This window comes from Paenibacillus sp. FSL H8-0457, assembly GCF_038051935.1.
Taxonomy (GTDB): domain Bacteria; phylum Bacillota; class Bacilli; order Paenibacillales; family Paenibacillaceae; genus Paenibacillus_AQ; species Paenibacillus_AQ lautus_A.
This window is the reverse complement of the sequence record NZ_CP150293.1, coordinates 2,375,018-2,394,975: the sequence shown is the minus strand read 5'-3', so window position 1 is coordinate 2,394,975 and position 19,958 is coordinate 2,375,018. Positions and strand designations below refer to the sequence as shown.

At 52.3% G+C, this 19,958-nt stretch carries 20 protein-coding genes; 7 read left to right on the top strand and 13 right to left on the bottom strand.

All coding sequences use genetic code 11. The annotated features are described in order from the left end of the window. Nucleotides 1–33: 33 nt before the first annotated feature. From nirD to MHI43_RS10380, 9 genes are all read right to left on the bottom strand, one after another. Complete coding sequence (gene nirD / locus MHI43_RS10420; protein WP_036665772.1) at nucleotides 34–351, bottom strand: nitrite reductase small subunit NirD; 318 nt, start codon at nucleotides 349–351, stop codon at nucleotides 34–36. Nucleotides 352–445: 94 nt separating this feature from the next. Beyond that, nucleotides 446–2,884: a nitrite reductase large subunit NirB gene (gene nirB, locus MHI43_RS10415; RefSeq protein ID WP_081746363.1), complete on the bottom strand. Its 2,439-nt coding sequence runs from the start codon at nucleotides 2,882–2,884 to the stop codon at nucleotides 446–448. 179 nt (nucleotides 2,885–3,063) lie between these two features. After that, the gene (locus MHI43_RS10410; protein ID WP_036665775.1) at nucleotides 3,064–3,741 is read right to left on the bottom strand and encodes a hypothetical protein; all 678 of its coding nucleotides are present in this window, start codon (nucleotides 3,739–3,741) and stop codon (nucleotides 3,064–3,066) included. A 183-nt stretch (nucleotides 3,742–3,924) separates the two neighbouring features. Beyond that, the gene (locus MHI43_RS10405) at nucleotides 3,925–4,245 is read right to left on the bottom strand and encodes a helix-turn-helix domain-containing protein (RefSeq protein ID WP_015734425.1); all 321 of its coding nucleotides are present in this window, start codon (nucleotides 4,243–4,245) and stop codon (nucleotides 3,925–3,927) included. A 154-nt stretch (nucleotides 4,246–4,399) separates the two neighbouring features. Then, complete coding sequence (locus MHI43_RS10400) at nucleotides 4,400–5,062, bottom strand: uracil-DNA glycosylase (RefSeq protein WP_036665776.1); 663 nt, start codon at nucleotides 5,060–5,062, stop codon at nucleotides 4,400–4,402. A gap of 177 nt (nucleotides 5,063–5,239) precedes the next feature. Beyond that, nucleotides 5,240–5,962 carry a trehalose utilization protein ThuA gene (locus tag MHI43_RS10395; RefSeq protein ID WP_015734423.1) on the bottom strand — a complete coding sequence of 241 codons (723 nt, stop codon included), beginning with the start codon at nucleotides 5,960–5,962 and terminating at the stop codon, nucleotides 5,240–5,242. A gap of 43 nt (nucleotides 5,963–6,005) precedes the next feature. Next, nucleotides 6,006–6,974 (bottom strand): sugar phosphate isomerase/epimerase, encoded by a 969-nt coding sequence (locus MHI43_RS10390; RefSeq protein WP_009592834.1) that lies wholly within the window; start codon nucleotides 6,972–6,974, stop codon nucleotides 6,006–6,008. Nucleotides 6,975–7,020: 46 nt separating this feature from the next. Further along, the gene (locus tag MHI43_RS10385; protein ID WP_015734422.1) at nucleotides 7,021–8,106 is read right to left on the bottom strand and encodes a Gfo/Idh/MocA family oxidoreductase; all 1,086 of its coding nucleotides are present in this window, start codon (nucleotides 8,104–8,106) and stop codon (nucleotides 7,021–7,023) included. A gap of 170 nt (nucleotides 8,107–8,276) precedes the next feature. Further along, nucleotides 8,277–9,377, bottom strand: a complete 1,101-nt coding sequence (locus MHI43_RS10380) for a Gfo/Idh/MocA family oxidoreductase (protein ID WP_009592824.1) — start codon at nucleotides 9,375–9,377, stop codon at nucleotides 8,277–8,279. A gap of 140 nt (nucleotides 9,378–9,517) precedes the next feature. On the opposite strand from MHI43_RS10380, the gene MHI43_RS10375 reads away from it, so the two are divergent. Beyond that, the gene (locus tag MHI43_RS10375; protein ID WP_015734421.1) at nucleotides 9,518–10,336 is read left to right on the top strand and encodes an AraC family transcriptional regulator; all 819 of its coding nucleotides are present in this window, start codon (nucleotides 9,518–9,520) and stop codon (nucleotides 10,334–10,336) included. Between the two features lie 98 nt (nucleotides 10,337–10,434). Here MHI43_RS10375 and MHI43_RS10370 read toward each other — a convergent pair whose 3' ends face one another. Next, a complete protein-coding gene (locus tag MHI43_RS10370) occupies nucleotides 10,435–10,749 on the bottom strand; it encodes a hypothetical protein (RefSeq protein WP_009592829.1) in 315 nt (104 codons plus the stop codon). A 94-nt stretch (nucleotides 10,750–10,843) separates the two neighbouring features. Continuing rightward, complete coding sequence (locus MHI43_RS10365; RefSeq protein WP_015734420.1) at nucleotides 10,844–11,545, bottom strand: TerC family protein; 702 nt, start codon at nucleotides 11,543–11,545, stop codon at nucleotides 10,844–10,846. A gap of 515 nt (nucleotides 11,546–12,060) precedes the next feature. On the opposite strand from MHI43_RS10365, the gene MHI43_RS10360 reads away from it, so the two are divergent. From MHI43_RS10360 to MHI43_RS10350, 3 genes are all read left to right on the top strand, one after another. Then, nucleotides 12,061–12,672 carry a VTT domain-containing protein gene (locus MHI43_RS10360; RefSeq protein WP_015734419.1) on the top strand — a complete coding sequence of 204 codons (612 nt, stop codon included), beginning with the start codon at nucleotides 12,061–12,063 and terminating at the stop codon, nucleotides 12,670–12,672. Between the two features lie 93 nt (nucleotides 12,673–12,765). Beyond that, nucleotides 12,766–13,731: a peptide-methionine (S)-S-oxide reductase MsrA gene (msrA, locus tag MHI43_RS10355; protein ID WP_015734418.1), complete on the top strand. Its 966-nt coding sequence runs from the start codon at nucleotides 12,766–12,768 to the stop codon at nucleotides 13,729–13,731. Between the two features lie 133 nt (nucleotides 13,732–13,864). Then, on the top strand, nucleotides 13,865–14,047 hold the full coding sequence (locus MHI43_RS10350) for a hypothetical protein (protein WP_015734417.1): 183 nt from the start codon (nucleotides 13,865–13,867) through the stop codon (nucleotides 14,045–14,047). A gap of 65 nt (nucleotides 14,048–14,112) precedes the next feature. Here the strand turns inward: MHI43_RS10350 and MHI43_RS10345 are convergent, their stop codons facing one another. Beyond that, nucleotides 14,113–14,805 (bottom strand): YitT family protein, encoded by a 693-nt coding sequence (locus MHI43_RS10345; protein ID WP_015734416.1) that lies wholly within the window; start codon nucleotides 14,803–14,805, stop codon nucleotides 14,113–14,115. Nucleotides 14,806–15,295: 490 nt separating this feature from the next. Here MHI43_RS10345 and hmpA point away from each other — a divergent pair, with 490 nt between their 5' ends. After that, nucleotides 15,296–16,501, top strand: a complete 1,206-nt coding sequence (hmpA, locus tag MHI43_RS10340) for an NO-inducible flavohemoprotein (protein ID WP_015734415.1) — start codon at nucleotides 15,296–15,298, stop codon at nucleotides 16,499–16,501. Between the two features lie 200 nt (nucleotides 16,502–16,701). Here the strand turns inward: hmpA and MHI43_RS10335 are convergent, their stop codons facing one another. Further along, nucleotides 16,702–17,211: a Crp/Fnr family transcriptional regulator gene (locus MHI43_RS10335; protein WP_015734414.1), complete on the bottom strand. Its 510-nt coding sequence runs from the start codon at nucleotides 17,209–17,211 to the stop codon at nucleotides 16,702–16,704. Between the two features lie 181 nt (nucleotides 17,212–17,392). Here MHI43_RS10335 and MHI43_RS10330 point away from each other — a divergent pair, with 181 nt between their 5' ends. Together MHI43_RS10330 and MHI43_RS10325 are read left to right on the top strand one after the other, a co-directional pair. Then, nucleotides 17,393–17,779 carry a hypothetical protein gene (locus MHI43_RS10330; protein ID WP_015734413.1) on the top strand — a complete coding sequence of 129 codons (387 nt, stop codon included), beginning with the start codon at nucleotides 17,393–17,395 and terminating at the stop codon, nucleotides 17,777–17,779. 29 nt (nucleotides 17,780–17,808) lie between these two features. Continuing rightward, complete coding sequence (locus MHI43_RS10325; protein WP_015734412.1) at nucleotides 17,809–19,956, top strand: YhgE/Pip domain-containing protein; 2,148 nt, start codon at nucleotides 17,809–17,811, stop codon at nucleotides 19,954–19,956. Nucleotides 19,957–19,958: the final 2 nt, after the last annotated feature.

Genomic DNA, 19,958 nt, shown 5'->3' with positions numbered 1-19,958 from the left:
TCTTGGTTTCGTCTGTTGATGCTTATTACGGCCTTATACACCTACCTCAACCTTTCCATCCACGGCGCGAACCGGATATATCCGTACTTGGCCCTTATCCGGAGCCTGCACAAGCCCTGTCGAAAGCTCGATTTTCCAATCGTATAACGGATCGTAAATGTAATGCCCGGATACGATGGCTTCGGCTAACGGACCTCCTTTGGGATGCGGGCTTTTATTCTCCAGAGCAAACCATTGATGATCCGAGGTTCGGAAGACGGCAATCTCCCGGTCACCGATTTGGACCACCCTTCCGAGTTGCAACAGAAATTCATGTTCATTCCCTACCGTGATATAAGTTCCGGTTTCCATAATGCGCAGCCTCCACTTCTCTTGTTCGATTCCTATCCCAGCAATAAGCTCTCTATAATCCGGCAGCCAAGGGGGGAATCGTTCTCCCCCTCGATTACTTGCTGCCGACCGGTCTTGCGTCCTGGAACAGCGTATTGCGCAGCTTATCGTCGTTCAGCACTTTCTTCCACGGATCTTCGACTTGCTGCAGGGCCAGCTCTATTCTTTCCACCAGCTCCTTACGCTGTTTAGCATCATCAAGGACTGCCGCACGGATTTGTTCCAGTCCCAGACGTTCTACCCATTCCGACGTTCTCTCGAGGTACTTGCCGGTTTCACGGTAGTGCTGCATCAAGGCGCCGCAGATCTCGATCAATTCCTCGTCCGATTTCACTTTACAGAACGAATCGGCCAGGCGGGCCTTCGTTCCGCCGTTGCCTCCGACGAATATCTCCCATCCGCCGTCATTGCCAACGATCCCGATGTCCTTCGTGCACGATTCGGCACAATTTCGCGGGCATCCGTTGACCGCCATTTTAAACTTCGCCGGAAAGTCCAGCCGCTCGAATTTCTCCTCGAGGAATGCACCCATGCCCATCGAATCCTGCGTGCCGAAGCGGCAGAATTGGGAGCCTACGCAGGTCTTGACGGTCCGCAGCGATTTGGCATAAGCATAACCGGACGGCATATCCAGCTCTTCCCATACGCTTGGCAGATCTTCCTTCTTCACGCCGATCAGATCCAGACGCTGTCCGCCGGTTACCTTAACGACCTTAACATTGTACTTAAGCGATACGTCCGCGATTTTCTTCAAATCCTCCGGCGTGGTAACGCCGCCGTACATTCTTGGCACTACCGTGTAAGTGCCGTCTTTCTGAATGTTGGCGTTCATCCGCTCGTTGACGAAGCGGGATTCCCTCTCCTCCTGATGGGTCACCGGATTCAGCATGGCCAGATAATAATGGATGGCGGGACGGCATTTCGAGCAGCCCTCAGGGTTGCTGAAGTTCAGAACATGCATGACTTCCTTCGTCGTGGTCAGCCCCTTGGCGCTGATTTCGGCGACGATTTCGTCCCGGTCGAGCGTGGTGCACGGACATATGCCTTGTTTGCCTGCCGTCTTAAAGCCATCGCCCAGTACGCTCTGAAGGATTTGCTCCACGACTGGCTTGCAGCCTCCGCAAGAACGGGTCGCTCCCGTGCAAGCTTTGATTTCGTCCACCGTCGTGAGGCCTTGAAGCGTCACGGCATCCACAATGGCCTTTTTGGTTACGCCGTTGCAGCCGCAGACGATTTCATCGTCGGGCATCTTATCCAGCGAGAAGGCCTTGACGTTTCCTTTCCCTGCACATTCGGTGCCCATGATCGAATGATAGATCTCCTCGGTCATGGCCGTCTTTTTTCGTATCATGGATTGAAGGCTGGCCGAATCGCTGACATCTCCGAACAATATCGCGCCGGCGATGATATTGTCGCGCAGCAGGATTTTCTTATAAGTCTTGCGCCAATCGTCCTTCGCCACGATCACCGAGTGTTCAGCCTGCTCCATGAACTCTCCTGCGGAGAATACATCAACGCCGCTGATTTTCAGTTTCGTCGATACGATGCTGCCCTCGTAAGGCTGGCCGTCCACGCCGCAGAGATGCTTGGCAAGAACCTGTCCCTGCTCGAACAACGGCGCAACCAGGCCGTAGCATGCCCCCCGATGCTCGCAGCATTCGCCAACCGCATACACATCCGGCCAGGAGGTCTGAAGATAATCGTTGACTACGATTCCCCGGTTCACTTCGATACCGCTCGCTTGGGCGGCGGCGACGTTCGCTCTGATACCCACGGCCATGACCACCAGTTCCGCTTCAAGCTCATCTCCATCTTTGAACCGCAGCCCCGTGACCCTCTCATCGCCCATGATTTCCGTGGTTTGTTTGCCTAATAAGAACCGGATGCCCTGCCGCTCCAGCTCCTTTTGCAGCATCCCCGATGCCATGGAATCCAGCTGGCTCTCCATCAAATCCTGCATGAGATGAACCACCGTCACCTCCATGCCCAGGCTGACCAATCCCTTCGCAGCTTCCAGACCCAGCAGCCCTCCTCCGATGACGGCCGCTTTCTTGTATGCCTTGGCGGCTTGAAGCATCTGCGTGCAGTCGGCGATGTTTCGAAATCCGATAACTCCCTCTTTGTCACTGCCCGGTACAGGCAATATAAAAGGCTTCGAACCTGTAGCTATAATCACTTTGTCATAAGGAACCGTCAATCCGTTATCGGCCGTTACAACCTTGCGCTCCCCGTCGATGGCGGTGACGGTCACACCCGTATGCAGGTTGATCTGATTCTCCTCGTACCATTTCCAGTCATTCAATACGATGTCGTCCAAGGTTTTACTGCCTTCCAGCACATAGGACAGCATAATGCGATTGTAGTTCGGGTGAGGCTCCTGTCCAATGACGGTGATGTCAAATTTCCCACCCAATTTAATGATTTGCTCGACCGTGCTTATGCCTGCGATACCGTTGCCAATGACAACCAACTTTTCTCTCTTTATATTGGACATCGTTTGATTCCTCCCCAACACGTGATCTGGTGCTCGTGTATTTCACTGCTTACAAGTAAATTATATCGTGTAAAGGCATATATTTTTGTGATTTATTTCACATTGATCTTTAAAATTTAAATAAAAATACCAAATAACCCTGTCCGATTGGAACAAGGTTATCCTAAAAAGACGGCCTGCTATATGATTTCGGCTTCCATATAGGCTCGTTCGCCGCCGGGCACTTTTAAATAGGGACGAATTCCGGCAAATCCCCCCGCATCCAGGTTCACCCCGGTCATCCAGTTCCCCTCCAAAAGGCCTCCTTCCGACTGCATGATGACGGCAGGCGCCTCGATATGCTCCTGGTACAGTACGATGCCGGCCTGAATGGTCTTATAGGCTTTTCCTTGCTGCACCAAAGGCACGGCACTAATATACGTTGGCACAAAATAATGGGCGATCACGTCCAGCTCCTCCCCGTCGAAGAACGCTTCGCTGCCGAGGAAGGGATGCAGCATCACGATTTTCTCGTAGAGCGACCAGATGATCATATGCAGGAATCTTCCCATCCGTCCCTTATTCTGCTCGGAAGACGAATTCAATGTTTCGGTTTCATAACCAATGAACTTCCATCCGCCGGGAGCCTTGACCCATTTCTGGAACATGTCGACCCGAGCGGTGCCGTTTTGGCTAACAGATGTTACAGCGTCTGGGCTTGTTCCACACACGGCCGACCACAGTGATTCCGGTACATATTGGCTCAGCACCCGCTTGGTTTTCTCAAATATATGAAGCACTTGTAATGAAGCGTTTTCAAGCTCTGAGATGTCCTCTTGTCCATAATGGAACCGGGAGATATTCGTTCGCTTGATCATGGGCTCGCCTCCTTGATATGCCGCCTGGATTATTACATCATATAGAAGGTGCGTCAGCTTGGTGCATGTCCGGATATTTTTGCAGGACGAAACGAAAAATCAGCCATTCCGGTTAGAAAAAAAACCCTGAAATGAGGATATCTCATGCCAGGGTTTAATCGTCAACGGGAGTCTTAAGATGACTCATCTGTCGATCCATTGTTCTGCCCAGGATGAAATTTGCTCCATCACCGGACGCAGTGCTTTGCCTTTTTCAGTCAGTTCATATTCAATACGTACCGGAGTTTCCGGATAGACATGACGAATCAGTATGCCTTCGCATTCCAAATCCTTCATCCGCTCGGAGAGCATTTTATCGCTCATGGACGGAATCAAATTCGAAATATCCTTAAAGCGCTTAGGTCCGCTCATCAGCGTTTGAATAATCAAGCCGTTCCACCGTTTGCCCAGAAAAGAAAAGGCCGATTCGAAACGGGGACACATCGTAACATTTGTAACTTCCATATCCCTTCACCTCTTTACGAAGTCACCTTGTTTATAGAAACTCATAAGCTTACCCAGAAATCTAGAAAACTTACGAATTGTAAGTATGTTTCATTTTAGCATATTTTCGAGAAGCTGAAAACCTCCTAGCCCCTTTTTCCCAGAAAATCAGCGCTTATCCCCCTAATATCCGAGCCAAAATATCCAAATCGTCCTCAATCAAAGTGGATAATTTCCTATTATACAGCACCGCCGCTGGATGGAACAGAGGGAATATCTTATAGGTCTCCGGTGAAAACACATAGCCTTCTCCGGGATTTTCCGGATCAGCCGCTTGCTGAACCGGGCCCTCCATCAGCTTGCCGTGCAGCGACGTCACCGTTTCATGGCTTCCGATTAACCGGTGCAGCGCGGTATTTCCCATTGGTGCCAGGATGTCCGGGCCCACCCATCGGATCTCTTCATCAAGCAAAGGCGCATGCGCCAAAATTTCCGCCTTGGTCGGCGTGCGATTCGATCGGCTGATGACATTCTCGCCCGAAGGCCTCACGAGCACTTTATCCTTGTAGGGCCTGCTTCGCATGGCACTGGTAATATATACCTGGCCCCGCGTCAGTTTCAGACGTTCCAGGTACGCGTTCATCTCTTGTCCGGCCTGTCCAACGAAAGGTTTGCCTTCCAAAACTTCATGAGCCCCGGGCGCTTCCCCGATGAACATGATTTTCGCAAAGCGGACTCCCCTTCCGAGCAGGAAGCCCTCAACGGGTTGGTGGACGAGCCTCGCCCGGCATATGGCGATGGTTGCGGGATTTACAGGTGCGCTTTGTACTTCGTTCATGTGTACAGCCCCCCTCTCCTATATCATACAATACCCCATATTCACGTATATTCTATCCCCAGCTGAGCAAAAACATTTCGAAAAAGCAGCCCCAACATACCAAAAAACGAGCCGAACAAGGACTGTACCTTGAACGGCTCGTTCGTTGATGATTAAGATAATGCGCTGTTTAAAAGCTTAGACTAAAACGGGAAGCGCGCGAACCGGCTGACTGTTGCCGAACGTTTGCTTGCCTGCCGTGGAATGAGCCCAGTTAATCGCATTGGAGATCACTTTCAACACTTCGGGGTTGTAGTAGGTTGGATAGGTCTCATGCCCTGGACGGAAGTAAAAAATGTTCCCATGCCCGCGTTTGAATGTGCATCCGCTGCGGAACACTTCCCCGCCCTCGAAATTGCTGACGAATACCAGCTCATCGGGGGCCGGAATGTCAAAGAACTCCCCGTACATTTCCTCGTGCTCGATGATGATCGGTCCCGTAATCCCCGCCGCAATCGGATGCGTCGGATTCACGCTCCAAATAATTTCCTGTTCTCCTGCTTCGCGCCACTTCAAATCGCAGCTCGTGCCCATCAAAGCTTTGAACGGTTTGGAAAAATGTCCGGAATGGAGAACGATCAATCCCATACCATCCTGCACGCGTTTTACGACCTTGCTTACGATTTCGTCACTAACCTGGTCATGAGCCATATGCCCCCACCACAACAGCACATCGGTTGAATCCAGTACATCGTCCGTCAATCCATGCTCCGGCTGGTCGAGCGTTGCCGTTCTAATGATGAAATCCGGACTTTGCAGACCCTCCGCCAAAGCTGTGTGAATGCCCGTCGGATAAACGCTCCGAACCTCATCATGGATTTTCTCGTGCACGAATTCATTCCATATGGTTACGTTAAGCATGTTGCTGTTCCCCCTAATTGCTTATTCGTTATTCTCTACGCTGTTAGACCCACCACATTTCTCCGAGCGGCTCTTCGATCAGCACTTGCTGAAGGTTTTGCACCGCTTTGGAGAAGCCTTCTTCAACGGACATCAGTCCGTCTTCATGTTCAATGCTCACGACATAGTCATATCCAACCAGGCGAAGAGCACTCATCATATCCGCCCATTCCTTCACATCGTGTCCGTAACCTACGCTGCGGAACTGCCAAGCGCGATCAAGCATGTTCGCATACGACTGCATATCCGTGAGACCGTGTTTGTTCACGTTAATCGGATCAATGCTAGTATCCTTCGCATGGAAGTGGTGGATCGCTCCTTCGCGGCCCAAAATTTGAATCGCTTGAACAGGGTCAATCCCTTGCCACCACATGTGGCTCGGATCCAGGTTGGCACCAATCACTTCGCCTGCGGCTTCGCGCAAACGGAGCAGCGTTCCCGGCGTGTGAACGGAGAAGCCGCCGTGCAGTTCCAAACCGATTTTGACATTGCGGTCTGCCGCAAATTTACCCCACTCGGTCCAATAAGGAATGACCTTGTTATCCCACTGCCAAGTCAGGATCTCTTGATAGTCGTTAGGCCAAGGCGCTACCGGCCAGTTCGGGTATTTGGCATCCTCGTGGTCGCCCGGGCAGCCGGAGAATGTGTTGACAACAGGTACTTCAAGCTTTTCGGCAAGCTCCACCGTTTTTACGTATGTGTCATGGAATTCTTTTGCGATTGCCTTTTGCGGATGAAGCGGATTGCCGTGGCAGCTCAGTGCGCTAATGATCAGCCCGCGGGATTCCACCGCGTTTTTGAAGTTTTTCAGCGCGGTTTCATTCTCCAGCAGCTCGACCGGATTGCAATGTGCATTTCCGGGATAACCGCCTGTTCCGATTTCAACTGCTTTAAGGCCCTTGGATGCCACGTAGTCCAAAGCATCCTCCAGTTTACGTCCACTCAGCAATACCATAAATACGCCTAATTTCATTGTATAACCTCCTGGTTTAGCTTAGTCATCATATTGATTGCAAGATTTAGTTGTCGAAATAAACCGCTTTACCCGTCTTCGCCGATTCATAGATCGCTTCCAGGATTTGCGTCACCACAAACGCCTGCTCCGGCTTAACGACCGGATCCTTATCCTCTATAATCGCTTCAAGCCACATTCTTGCTTCACGGTCCGAGTCGTTTTCCTTGGAGCCCGAATAGAAAGCTACGCCGCCGGCGTTCAGATCCACTTTGGTTTCATACAGTCTGCTCATTTTCTCGCCGTTGATGCGCAAGCCGTCTTTCATGTCGGCTCCGCCTTCGGTTCCCGCCAGAACGGCTTTCGCTTCGCCGATCTCCAGGACGTTAAGCGCCCAGCTGGATTCCAGAACGATCGTAGCGCCGTTCTCCATCGTAATAAATCCGAATGCCGAATCCTCTACCGTGAATTCCTTCGGATCCCACGGACCGAACGCATTCGCCGCATTCTCGCGCTGCCCCAATTTATGGAACGTGGATCCCAGCACGCTTTTCGGCTTGTAATTGTCCATCAGCCACAAGGTCAAATCCAGCGCATGGGTTCCGATATCGATCAACGGACCTCCGCCTTGCTTCTCCTCGTCAAGGAATACGCCCCAGGTCGGAACGGCACGGCGGCGGATGGCCAAGGCTTTACCGTAGTAGATCTCGCCCAGCTCGCCTTCCTCGCAGATCCCCTTCAAATACATGCTGTCGTCCCGGAAACGGTTGTTATAACCGATGGTCAGTTTTTTGCCTGTGCGCTTTGCGGCGTCCAGCATGGCCTGTGCTTCGGAAACCGTTTTTGCCATCGGCTTCTCGCACATCACGTGCTTGCCGGCTTCCAGGGATGCTACCGTGATTTCGGAGTGCGAATCGTTCGGCGTACATACATGGATGACGTCAATGCTGCCGTCTTTCAGCAATTCCCTGAAATCCGTGTACACTTTTGCGCCTTCAACCCCATATTCGGCTGCTGCCTTCTGCGCACGCTCTTCCACGATGTCGCAAAAAGCGACCAATTCAGCCTGCGCCTGCTTCTTCAAGCTCGGCATATGCTTGCCGTTGGCGATTCCCCCGCAGCCGATAATTCCGATTTTCAACGTGTTCGACATGTCCATTTCCTCCCCATACTGTTGATCTTATTGGAGCTGTCCCAATATTGGTGCAACGCTTTCATGCGGATCGCCGGGCAAGAGCTCATCATCCTGCCAGATCCGTCAGAAGCTAGATTGCCTGTTGTTCATAATCAGTTTACAAGAATATGGACCAGGCTTCCAGTTCCCTATTCTGCCGATTCGGCCTGCTGAGGTGCCGGAAGTTTGCCATAACGGTACGTGCTTTGCAGAACGATATGCCTGCCCTCCAGCGAAGACTGCTGAAAGGACTGCATGATCTCCAGCACGTGATAAGCCAGGCGCCCGCTTACGCGGTGGTCCTTCTGCTCATGAATCGATTGGATCATATCATGGATGCCCAGACCCCGCTCGTTCTTCCCGCATTCGAAGGCGGGCTCAAGCAATTCCCATTCCTCGGAGCCGTGCTTGCGCAGCTTCACTTCCCCGTTGAAGTAGTTCGGATCGCCGAGACTCAGGCTGCCCTGCGTGCCGTAGATTTCGATCCAGGGCAGATTGGACCCGCCAAAGATATCGAAACTGGTAATCATGGTTGCAATGGCACCGTTCTCAAAATCCAGCGTCCCTGCCAAATGCGTCGGCGTCTGAACCGTGATCGGCTTTCCTTGAAGCGGGCCGGAGCCGACGGAACGGTCCGGGATCTGGATGCCTGTGGATGCGCTGATCCGGCTTGCGGGACCCAGCAGCTCTACCAGGGCCGACACATAATAAGGTCCCATGTCCATCATCGGACCTCCGCCCGACGCGTAAAAAAATTCGGGATTGGGATGCCATGCTTCCGGTCCTGCCCCCATCATAAACGCCGTTGCGGCAACAGGTCTGCCGATCAGCCCGGATTCAATGGCCGCTTTGGCCGTCTGTACGCCGGAGCCTAGGAACGTATCCGGTGCGCAGCCGACGCGAAGCCCCTTCTGATCGGCGATATTCAGGACGCGGCGGGCTTCGTCAAGGGTTATGGCCAGCGGTTTTTCACTGTAGACATGCTTGCCTGCTTCCAGGGAGGCGATATCGACATTGGCGTGGCTGGCCGGAATGGTCAAATTAATAATAAACTCAATATCCGTCTGTGCGAGCATCTCCTCAACCGTGTATACGTTCGGGATGTTGAACTCTTCCGCTTTCGCTTTGGCGTTGTCCGGAATGAGATCGGCACATGCCACGATTTCAACCCAAGGGCTGTTTTTCAAGTTCGTGAAGTATACGCCGCTGATGGTTCCGCAGCCAATTATACCTGCTCTCATTTTTTTCATCGATGTCACTCCTTGAACCAATAGATGTGCTCGGACTAGTACAATGGTATTCTTTTATGCTTTCGTTTAAAATGAAGAATATGATTAAAACATGAACAATCTGGTCATTATTTTCTTATTCTTCAAAGGGGACTTAAGCAATGGATTCAAATCTTTCCAACCAAGTCGTAGCAGCGGATTTCTCATTTCATCGCAAACCTTTCAAGATGTCCCTGGCTGACGGTTTCGACACCTATTTGATGCGTTGGCAGACCGACGGCAAATGCCGCGCCAAAATCGACGGCAAGCTGTCGCTCATCGAGGCAGGGGATCTGTTGATCTTCACGCCCGGACAGCCTTATGAACTTCGGATCGATGACGAATACAACGCATTGGGTGAATTGACCATCGAAAGCGGCGATTATCATATTTTTTTCAAAGGGCCTTGGGCGGACGCGTGGTGGAATTCCAAGAAACGCCCGACCAAAATCAGGGTGCCGCTGGAGGAGCGTTACCTGAGTCTGTTTCGGCAAATTCTGCTCGAGCAGCGGCGCGTATCGGATCCTTATCCCGAGATTTCGGATTACACCGTGCGGATTCTGTGCCTTGAGGTGGACCGCCTGTTATCGGAGCAGCCGTCAACAACCCCCAAGACGTATCTCGCCTACCGCATGAAGAACTACATTGAGGAGAATGCCTCCTCCATGTTCAAGCTGGAGGATGTCGCCGCCCATGTCGGCATCAGCGTTTCCCGGGCAGTCCATCTGTTCAAGGAAGCATTCGGCACCACCATCATGCAGTACACTATGGACGTGCGACTGAGCATGGCAAAGGAACGGATCGTTTTCAGCCCCCTCTCCCTGGAGGATGTCGCCGAAACCTCCGGCTTTGCGAACTATACTTATTTTCACCGCGTTTTCCGTTCACGATTCGGCGTTTCGCCTAAGCAATTCCGCATGTCCAGCCGAACCTCCAATTAATGGTCATACTTCCACGGTAAAAAAGCGGGCCGACCAAGGTTTTTCCTTGATCGACCCGCTCCTTCTTTGAATCGGATGTAAGATATTCCATGATTCCGTTACTTCTTGTCAGGACCAAGGGTGGCCGCTGCCTCGGCAACAACGATAGCCAAGTCTTCATTACCGAACATTGACAGGACGCCAAGCAGGGTCTGATCCGGTATTTCCCCAGCCTCTTCTTTGGGCACCGTCAGTTCAAGCACGCGCGTCAACCGCTCATTGTCCGGCTGATCCGGATAGGCTTTACGGTACAGCTCAGCCGGATCCAGACCGTGATTCACACACCACTGGGCAAATACGAGGATCATCATATCCTCATCCTGACGGTACGATTCCGCTATCCGTTCTTCTACGGACTTCCCCGCAGATTCCATGCATTACTCCTCCTCATGCGAACAGGGTTTTATGGGCTCTGTTCGTTCATGAAGACATTATACCGCTTGGTTCCCGTTCAGACAAAGTCTTAAACTAGTCGACCATCTTTACCTGTACCGGGTTGCTCTTCGCTTTGTGCTCATTCTTCTTCTTCATCCAGGTTCCGATGCCGATGACGATGGCAATGACGATAACCTCAAACCCGTACTTCACGACGCCATTTGCGAACCAGCCGTGAATCATCGGCTCTTCCACCACCATCTTCGATGCGGTCCAGGCTAACACCGCAGCTCCGATCGTGATGATTATCGGGAAGCGATCCGTCAGCTTCAGGATAATGGTACTGCCCCACACCATGATCGGAACGGAAATCGCAAGTCCGACAATAACCAGCATGAAGCTTTCACCCGCAGCGCCTGCTACGGCAAGAACGTTATCCAGTCCCATCATGGCGTCCGCGATGATGATCGTACGGATAGCCGCCCACATTTGGTTGCCCGCGGAAATTTCATGCTGCTTCTCATCGACCAGCAGCTTGTAGGCAATCCACAGCAGCGCGATACCGCCGATCAAGCGCAAGCCGGGGATCATCAAGAGCTGGACAACGAGCAGCGTGGCTACGATCCGTATGATGATCGCACCGACGGTTCCCCACAGGATGACCTTCTTCTGGTCCTCTTTCTGGACATTGCGAGCTGCGAGACCGATAACGATAGCATTATCGCCTGCCAGCACGAGGTCAATAAGGACAATCGACAGCAGCGCGGTCCAAAATTCCATCGACAGCAAATCCATGATTCCCCACCCTTTCTTCATGTTCTGATTAGGCTTTCACCTACCGATGTCTCCACCCAAAAAAAACGCTGTTCCCTTCATCGGTAGGGTCTACAGCGTTTTTTGGGCGCAAAAATAGACCTCCACCTCATCATGAAACAATCAGGCAAAGGTCTCGCTAAACAACTCATCGTTGCCAATAAAGCCGGGGATGGTTAGTCCCGTAATGACGACTTTACTTACGATATAGAATTTATAAGTCATCGGCAGAGCCCATGAAATTCTATACCGCAAGAAAACCTACCGTTGAAGTCGCGGTTGTTCATCCTTGATAAGGCCACGACCGAGGTTTTCTTATGAAGCTACTCCCCTTTGGGAACTATTCGGTTGGACATATTATAACATACGAAAAATCGCTTGTATATTCAAATTTTTCCATAGTTTCGATTGCGAGAGTCTTCGAAAGACGGGCAGCATGCCTGTTTTTTTGCTATCATGGTGCTATTCAGGTCAACGATGCAAAGTGAGGATTCTACATGAAGAGATGGATCATCCCCATCCTATATGCGGCAGTACTGGCACTTGCTTTTTCATACAGGCATGATATCACGGAGTGGTTGGAGAGCGATCCCCCGCTCTTCCTCATGATCCTGCTGGCAGCCCTGCTTGCCTTATTTCCCATTGCCCCCTACAAAGTGGTCATCGCTATTCTCGGGTATGCATACGGCACTGTCTGGGCGGCAGCCATATCGTGGTTCGGAACGACGATCGCAGCCGTCATCCTGTATGCGGCTGTGCGGTCTTTATACCAGGAGTCCGGCAGACGGCTGCTTGGGAAATACACGGCTATACATAGGTTTACGACCGCGGTCGAACGGCGCCCCTTTCAGTCGATCCTGCTCGCCCGCCTGCTGCCCGTGATACCCCAAATGGCCGTCAATCTATATGCCGGCGTCGCCTCCATCCCATTCTGGACGTACACCGCCGCCTCCGCCATCGGCAAAATTCCAGCCATCCTCCTGTACGCCTGGCTTGGCAGCGGATTGGCCGATCATCCGGTCATCTTCGCGGCTGTTGCGGCAGGACTTATGCTGCTAACCGCTTTGTTCATGGCCGCTTTCCGGTGGTATAAGGGGAGAACGACATAATCGGAGCAATATTTTGGTTTCCTTGACCAAAATGATTATAATAACAATAAGACTTACATTTTATATTGTTATAAAACGATGGAGGGATAATATATGAATAATCGTTCAACCCCAAGCGAATTGGCTACCTTTGCGGGAGGCTGCTTCTGGTGTATGGTCTCTCCTTTTGACGAGCTGCCGGGCATTCTGAAGGTCGTTTCCGGTTATACTGGCGGCCACAAGGAAAATCCAACCTATGAAGAGGTATGCTCCGATACCACAGGCCATTATGAGGCCGTTCAAATCACCTATAACCCGGAAATCTTCCCATATGAGAAGCTGCTCGAGCTTTTCTGGCAGCAAATCGATCCTACGGATGAGGGCGGACAATTCCATGACCGCGGGACATCCTACCGCACCGCTATTTTTTACCATACGGAGGAGCAGCGCGAGCTTGCGGAGCAATCCAAGCAGGCCGTGGCAGCCAGCGGACGTTTCGACGGACCGATCGTGACGCCGATCATCCCGGCGAGCACCTTCTATGAAGCCGAGGAATACCATCAGGATTACCACAAGAAAAATCCGAGCCATTACAAACGCTATCGCAAAGGCTCCGGACGGGAGGATTTCATTGAGCAGCACTGGTCGGAGCCTGTGGATACCGCCGAGCTTAAGCAGCGCCTGACGCCGATCCAATATGAAGTGACGCAGAACAACGCTACTGAACCCCCGTTCCACAATGAGTATTGGGACCATCATGGGGAAGGCATTTACGTCGATATCGTGTCCGGCGAGCCGCTCTTCAGTTCTACGGACAAATACGACGCCGGCTGCGGATGGCCGAGCTTCACCCGTCCGATTCGCGAATACAACATCAAGGAAAAAATGGATCTTACCCACATGATGGTCCGCACCGAGGTACGAAGCAAAAAAGGCGACTCTCACCTCGGCCATGTGTTCGACGACGGGCCCGGACCGAATGGGCTCCGTTACTGCATCAATTCCGCTGCGCTCCGGTTTGTGCCGAAGGAAGAAATGCAGAGGGAAGGCTACGGCGAGTATTTGCAGCTGTTCGAATAAATCCAATTTTCCAAATGCATTGCCCCTCAGGGGTAATGCATTTTTTTATGCGGTTGAACCCGTTTATTCAATTTGGTTGCACGGGGTAATATACAGTACATGCAGTGAACAGTTGAATTGGAGGGATCGTACCATGCCTTGGAGCAAAAATGATTATCCGCCATCCATGAAAAATCTGGAGCCCCGGGTGAGGAATAAAGCCGTGGAAATTGCCAATGCCTTGCTGGAGGAGAACTACGATGAGGGACGTGCCATCGCCATCGCCACCGCCAAGGCACAGGAGTGGGACGAGAACCACCCCAAGGACGAGAAGTAATCGATATAAAGCACATGAAAGAAGCTCACCCTACATGCGGGTGAGCTTCTCTTATTGGGACCGCATTACGAACGGCCGCTAACGGTATGCTGCGCTGTTTTCGGAGTAACCGAAGTGCTTGGGGCACGGACCGCCTTCCGAACCGGTTTCTTTTCCGCTTTCTCGGTACCGTACGTCACTGTGATGGTGATCACTTGCCCGGCAATCGATACGGCTAATATAGTATATAAGGTTTCAACCAATGGCATATAGAATAGCGATAATAGCAGTACTACGGCATCCATCAGGAAAAACACCGTCCCTACCTTAAGCCCGCTCCACTCGCTGAACAGCACGGAGATTACGTCGTCACCGCCTGTCGCCCCGCCATAGCGGAGCACGATGCCGGCTCCAAAGCCCGTCAATAATCCGGACAGCAGCGCGGCTGCCAGCAAGTTATGATTCAGATCGATAACCAGCGTGGAATAGCGCTCGATCAATGCGTAGAACAAGGTAAACATGCTCGCCGCAACAACGGTATTGAATATGAATTTCCGGCCCTTGATGAACAAGGCAATCAGCAGTACCGGTATGTCCATAAGGACCATACTCAATGCTGGCGGAATATCAAGCGCATATTTGCCAAGCAGCGCAAGGCCGACAAAGCCGCCTTCGGTCAAATGATTGTGAAAATTAATGTGATAATACGTAAAAGCCATTAAAAACGTTCCGAACAACATCGCCGACATGGTGATAAATGTGTTTTGTCTTTTCCTCATACAGGATCCCTCTTGTCGTAGTAGATTGGTCAGACATAGGCCAATCTCTACCTTGAGGCAACCTGGAGGAGTTCATCCTTCGAACCATAGTTCCCATCCTTTCGTAGAGACCGTCCTTGTCTTCAGACGTCCGACTTCGCTCTACAAAGGAAGCTATGTGTATGAGAGATCATAACGTTTCCAAATCGTCCTTTGGGGATTCGTCCTTCGGGGACACATGGTATCCTGATCCTTTCTCGTTTTAGTTAGAGTGCTAACATTATTATAACACAGTTGGCATACAAGCTAAACAGCTGGCTAGAATGAATTGGAATCTCTATATGGAATATGTAAAAAATCCAGCTTTAAGAACCTCCTTCGCGTAAAAATGTTGTTCACATATTCGCTGAATCCGATGTGATCTAAATCACAAGAGCCGCTCCATCGCCTGTCTATACTTAAAGGGAACACCAACTCGACTAAGTATCATATGAATCAAGGGGGAGTCTGCATGTTAAGCCAACGTACGATCGAGGTCGTTAAATCGACTGTGCCGGTTCTGGAAACCCACGGCACGGCAATCACAAGCGCATTTTACCAAAAATTGTTTCATCATCACCCAGAACTTCTTAACATATTCAACCATGCGAATCAAAGAGAAGGGAAACAGCCCTTTGCCCTGGCCAATGCCGTATACGCCGCCGCGGCCCATATCGACCGTCTTGAAGCCATCGTCCCGGTTGTTAAACAAATCGGACACAAGCACCGGGCATTAAACATTTTGCCGGAGCACTATCCGATCGTCGGCGAAACGCTGCTCGGCGCCATGAAGGATGTACTTGGCGATGCCGCAACGCCCGAAATTATCGAGGCTTGGGCCGAAGCTTATGGCGTCATTGCCGATGTCTTTATCGGCATCGAGGCGGATATGTACCAGCAAGCCGCAAACAAAGCCGGCGGCTGGAGCGGATACCGTAATTTCGTCATTGACCGGAAGGGGGAGGAAAGCTCCGTCATTACTTCCTTTTATCTGGTACCGCAGGATGGCGGGGAAATTTCCGATTATCTGCCCGGCCAATACATCACGCTTCGGGTAAAACCTGAGGGAGAAGCCTATTATCATAATCGTCATTACAGCCTCTCGTCCGCACCCGGACATCCTTACTACAGAATTACGGTGAAACGAGAAGACGAGCTGGATGGAAAGCCTGCCGGCATCGTCTCCAACTGGCTGCACCGTCATGCAGAGGTCGGGACCGTTCTCGAGGTCACGGCTCCGGCCGGTACCTTTACGCTGGATACGGACTCCGATCTTCCGCTTGCCTTGATCAGCGGCGGCGTCGGTTTGACTCCGATGGTGGCCATGCTGGAATCCGTGCTGCTGAATCAGCCTGAACGGAAAGTAACCTTTATCCATGCGGCCAAATGCGGCAGTCAGCATGCAATGAAGCTGCATATCGATGAGCTCGCCTCGAAGCATCCGCAGCTAAGCACGTACGTCATTTATGAACAGCCGGAAACGGAAGACACTTGCCACCAAACCGGCTACATCGATCTGGAGTTCCTTCACAAAACGGTCGATCCGAAAGCCGTCTTCTATTTCTGCGGGCCGGTTCCGTTCATGCGTGCCGTGAATGGCCATTTGAAAGCGATGGAGGTACCTGCTGACCGGATCCACTATGAATTCTTTGGTCCGGCCGGTACGCTGGAAAGTTAATATTAGGTTAACCGTATCTCAAAACCCAAAAAGATGCCCCTCTTATGCAAAAGGGGCATCTTTTTGGGTTTGGTGCCTTCCGGCGGCATCGATCAGCCGCGAAGGGTGCATCGACTCATTGCTTTGTCCGGCGCATGCTCGTACAGGGTTTTATAAACCGGTGTATAAAGCTAGTTCAGGCGTCGGCAAAGGGATATGGGCTAAACGTGCTTGCCGTGCTCCCGCAGCAGCCGGTTTACCGTTTCTCTCCTTACCCCGATCAGTTGTCCGATCTCTTCCTGAGTCAAATATTCGGTCAAATGTATCCCTTGGGAATACTCATCCAGCCATTGAATCAGCAGCTCCAGCCGCTCCGCCGGCCCGCCCACGGTTAAGTGATCCAGCCTCATCTGCATGAACCTCACCTTTTCCTGCAGCAATCTGGCAACCTCGAGCGGTTTTCGCGGATCCTCCTCCAGCTGTCCATACCAAGCTTCAGCCGATATTACCTCCACTTCGCTCTGAATCAGCGCGATCGCGGTTCCATGCGTTTCCTTCGGGCTGATCAGCGAGTGATGGGGTACCGTTTCGCCGGGATATAAAATATTGAAAAGCACCATATTGCCGTTGGCATGCAGACGGGTCACCTTAAACAATCCGCTCCGAATGTGATATAAATGATCCCCGCTATCCCCTTGCCGGAACAATATTTCGCCTTTATGCAGTATCATGGTTAATCTCCTCCAGAAAAAATGCAGTTATCAGGAGTGTAAACGATATGCCGCCATGAATCCACCGGGGTGATCACAAATGCCAGAAATTAATGGTTGCAGGCCGAATAAGGATGGCATACCATGTATATAATAGAACGTGTGTTCTTATATTTTTTTCATGTCCGGGGATGTGTCTCTTATGATGAAACCTTCCACTCCTCCTCCGCCTTCGGTCGAAGACGAAGCCCTGATCAAAGATTATCTGCTGCATGACCTGCTTCAGTCTGTTCTCGAACGGGATATTGGAATCCTCAAGACCCTCAAGCTCAAAATGGCCGAAATCTATATTTTAAATCTGCAGCATATCCAAAAAGGGATTTCGGCACGCGCCTGGTCCATTCAACAGCAGATGAAGCGGCGCGGCATCCGGATTCAAAGCCAGGGCCGTACCCCCGAGGAAGGGCTGCAGGTGCATTATCTGTGCCGCGGGTATGAAGGCAGCCTGCTCTGCGATCGGCCCTCTCTCAAGGAAGAGATAAAGGAGCGGCTCGTTTCGTATCTTGGCACGGATTTGGCGGCATACTAGCTCCAACTATGTACAAGACAGGAGCGCTCATGAAGAATATTTTCCATATATATTCTGCCGATATCCGTAGAATCGTCCGCAATTGGGCTGCAGCCGTTATCATCGGGGGTCTTGCCCTCCTTCCTTCTCTATATGCCTGGTTTAACATCGAAGCTTCCTGGGATCCCTACGGCCAAACCTCAGGTGTATCCATTGCCGTTGCCAACCTGGATAAAGGCACCACCCTTCGCGACCAGCCCATTAACCTGGGCAAAGAAATCGTGGAGTCCCTGCATCACAATGAGAAGCTGGGGTGGCGGTTTACGGAGGACAGCGAGAATGCGATACAGGGGGTGCGGCGCGGCACCGATTATGCCGCTATCGTCATTCCGGAGAACTTCTCCGCCCGGATCGGCACCGTACTGACCAATGAGCCCGTCAAGGCTCAGATCCTCTATTACACGAACGAGAAAATCAACGCCATTTCGCCCAAGGTGACGGCCCAGGGGGCATCTGCCGTCGTGGAGGAAGTCAGCAAAAATTTCATCAAAACCGCCAACGGCACCATCTTCGAGATTTTCAACACGCTCGGGATCGAGATCGAGAACCAGCTCCCTGCGATCAACAAAGTACGAAGCTTGCTGTTCCGGCTCGAAAAAAGCTTTCCCGAGCTCAACGAGGCGGTGAGCACGGCCCAGCAGGATATCAAGCTGGCCAACCGGTTGGTTGAGCAAGCCGATGCGGCTCTGCCCCGCCTTGAAGGGATTGCCACGGACGGCAAGGAAATGGCCGGTGCGCTGGCGGAGTTCGCGAATCAGGCCGCAGGGGCCTCGAAATCGCTGGAGCCTGCGCTGCGGCAGGACTTGGAGGTGCTGGGTGCAGCCACCGGAGCGCTTTCGCAAGTGCTGGACGCGCTAGGGCAAAAAGACATCGACCCGAAGGAGCTGGCCAGCCGCCTGAACGCTGCGAAGGAGCGCGCTGAGACTGCAGCGCAAGCCGCGGCCCGGCTGGGGCAATTGTTCAAGCGGCTGGGCTCGATCTCCCCGGCGGCGGCTTCCGCGGCCGCTAAGCTCGAGGACATTGCCGCACGATGGACCTCGGCTCAAGCCGCGCTCCAAAGCATTGCCCAAGCCGTGGAACGGGGGGAGGAAGCACCTGCGGATTCCATCGATAAGCTGAAGAAGCTGACCGATGACATTAACGGGCTGACCGACGCGCTGCTAAGCCGGTACGACAGCGAAATCGGCCCGGCGATAAGCAAGGCCTTCACCAAGGGCGCAGGTACGGCGAAGCGCGTTCAGCAGGAATTGACCCAGGCGCTTGGCAGCGTCCCCGACATCCAGCGTTTGCTTCAAGATGCCCGGAAAGGGCTCAAAGTGGGAGGCCAAGAAGTGCAGCTCGCCCAAAATCGTCTGCCGGAAGCGGAGCTTCGGATTACGCAGCTGGCCAACCGGCTGCGCGAGATGGAAGCGGAAGGGGATATTCAAGAGATCATCGATCTTCTCCAAAACAATTTCGAGCTCGAGAGCCAGTTTTTTGCCGAGCCGGTTACGCTGGAAGAGAATCGCCTGTACCCTATCCCGAACTACGGCTCCGCGATGTCGCCCTTCTTCACGACCTTGTCCTTGTGGGTAGGCGCACTGCTGCTCGTTTCCCTGCTCTCCGTTGACGTACATGATGAGGAGAGAAGCTTCCGCAGCATCGAGGTTTACTTCGGACGCTATCTCACCTTTCTGACCATTGCCCTGTTCCAGGCGCTGTTCGTTACCCTGGGCGATATTTATTTGCTGGGAGCCTATGTGGTGAACCCCGGCTGGTTCATTCTGTTTGCGCTGCTGATCAGCTGCGTTTTCATGCTGATCGTCTACACGCTGGTGTCCGTGTTCGGCAATGTCGGAAAAGCGATGGCGATCGTTCTGCTCGTGCTGCAGCTGGCAGGCGCTGGCGGGACCTTTCCGATCCAGATGACCCCGCCGTTCTTCCAGGCATTGCATCCGTATTTGCCGTTCACCTATGCCATCAGCATGATGCGGGAAGCCGTCGGCGGCATCCTGTGGGATATCGTCATCCGCGATATGCTGCTCATGCTGGTCTTCGCGGCGATCGCGCTTGTGATCGGGATCGCGCTCAAGAAGCCGATCAACCGGGCCAGCAGCGGACTGATCCGCAAAGCGAAAGCTTCGAAGCTCATTCATTGACC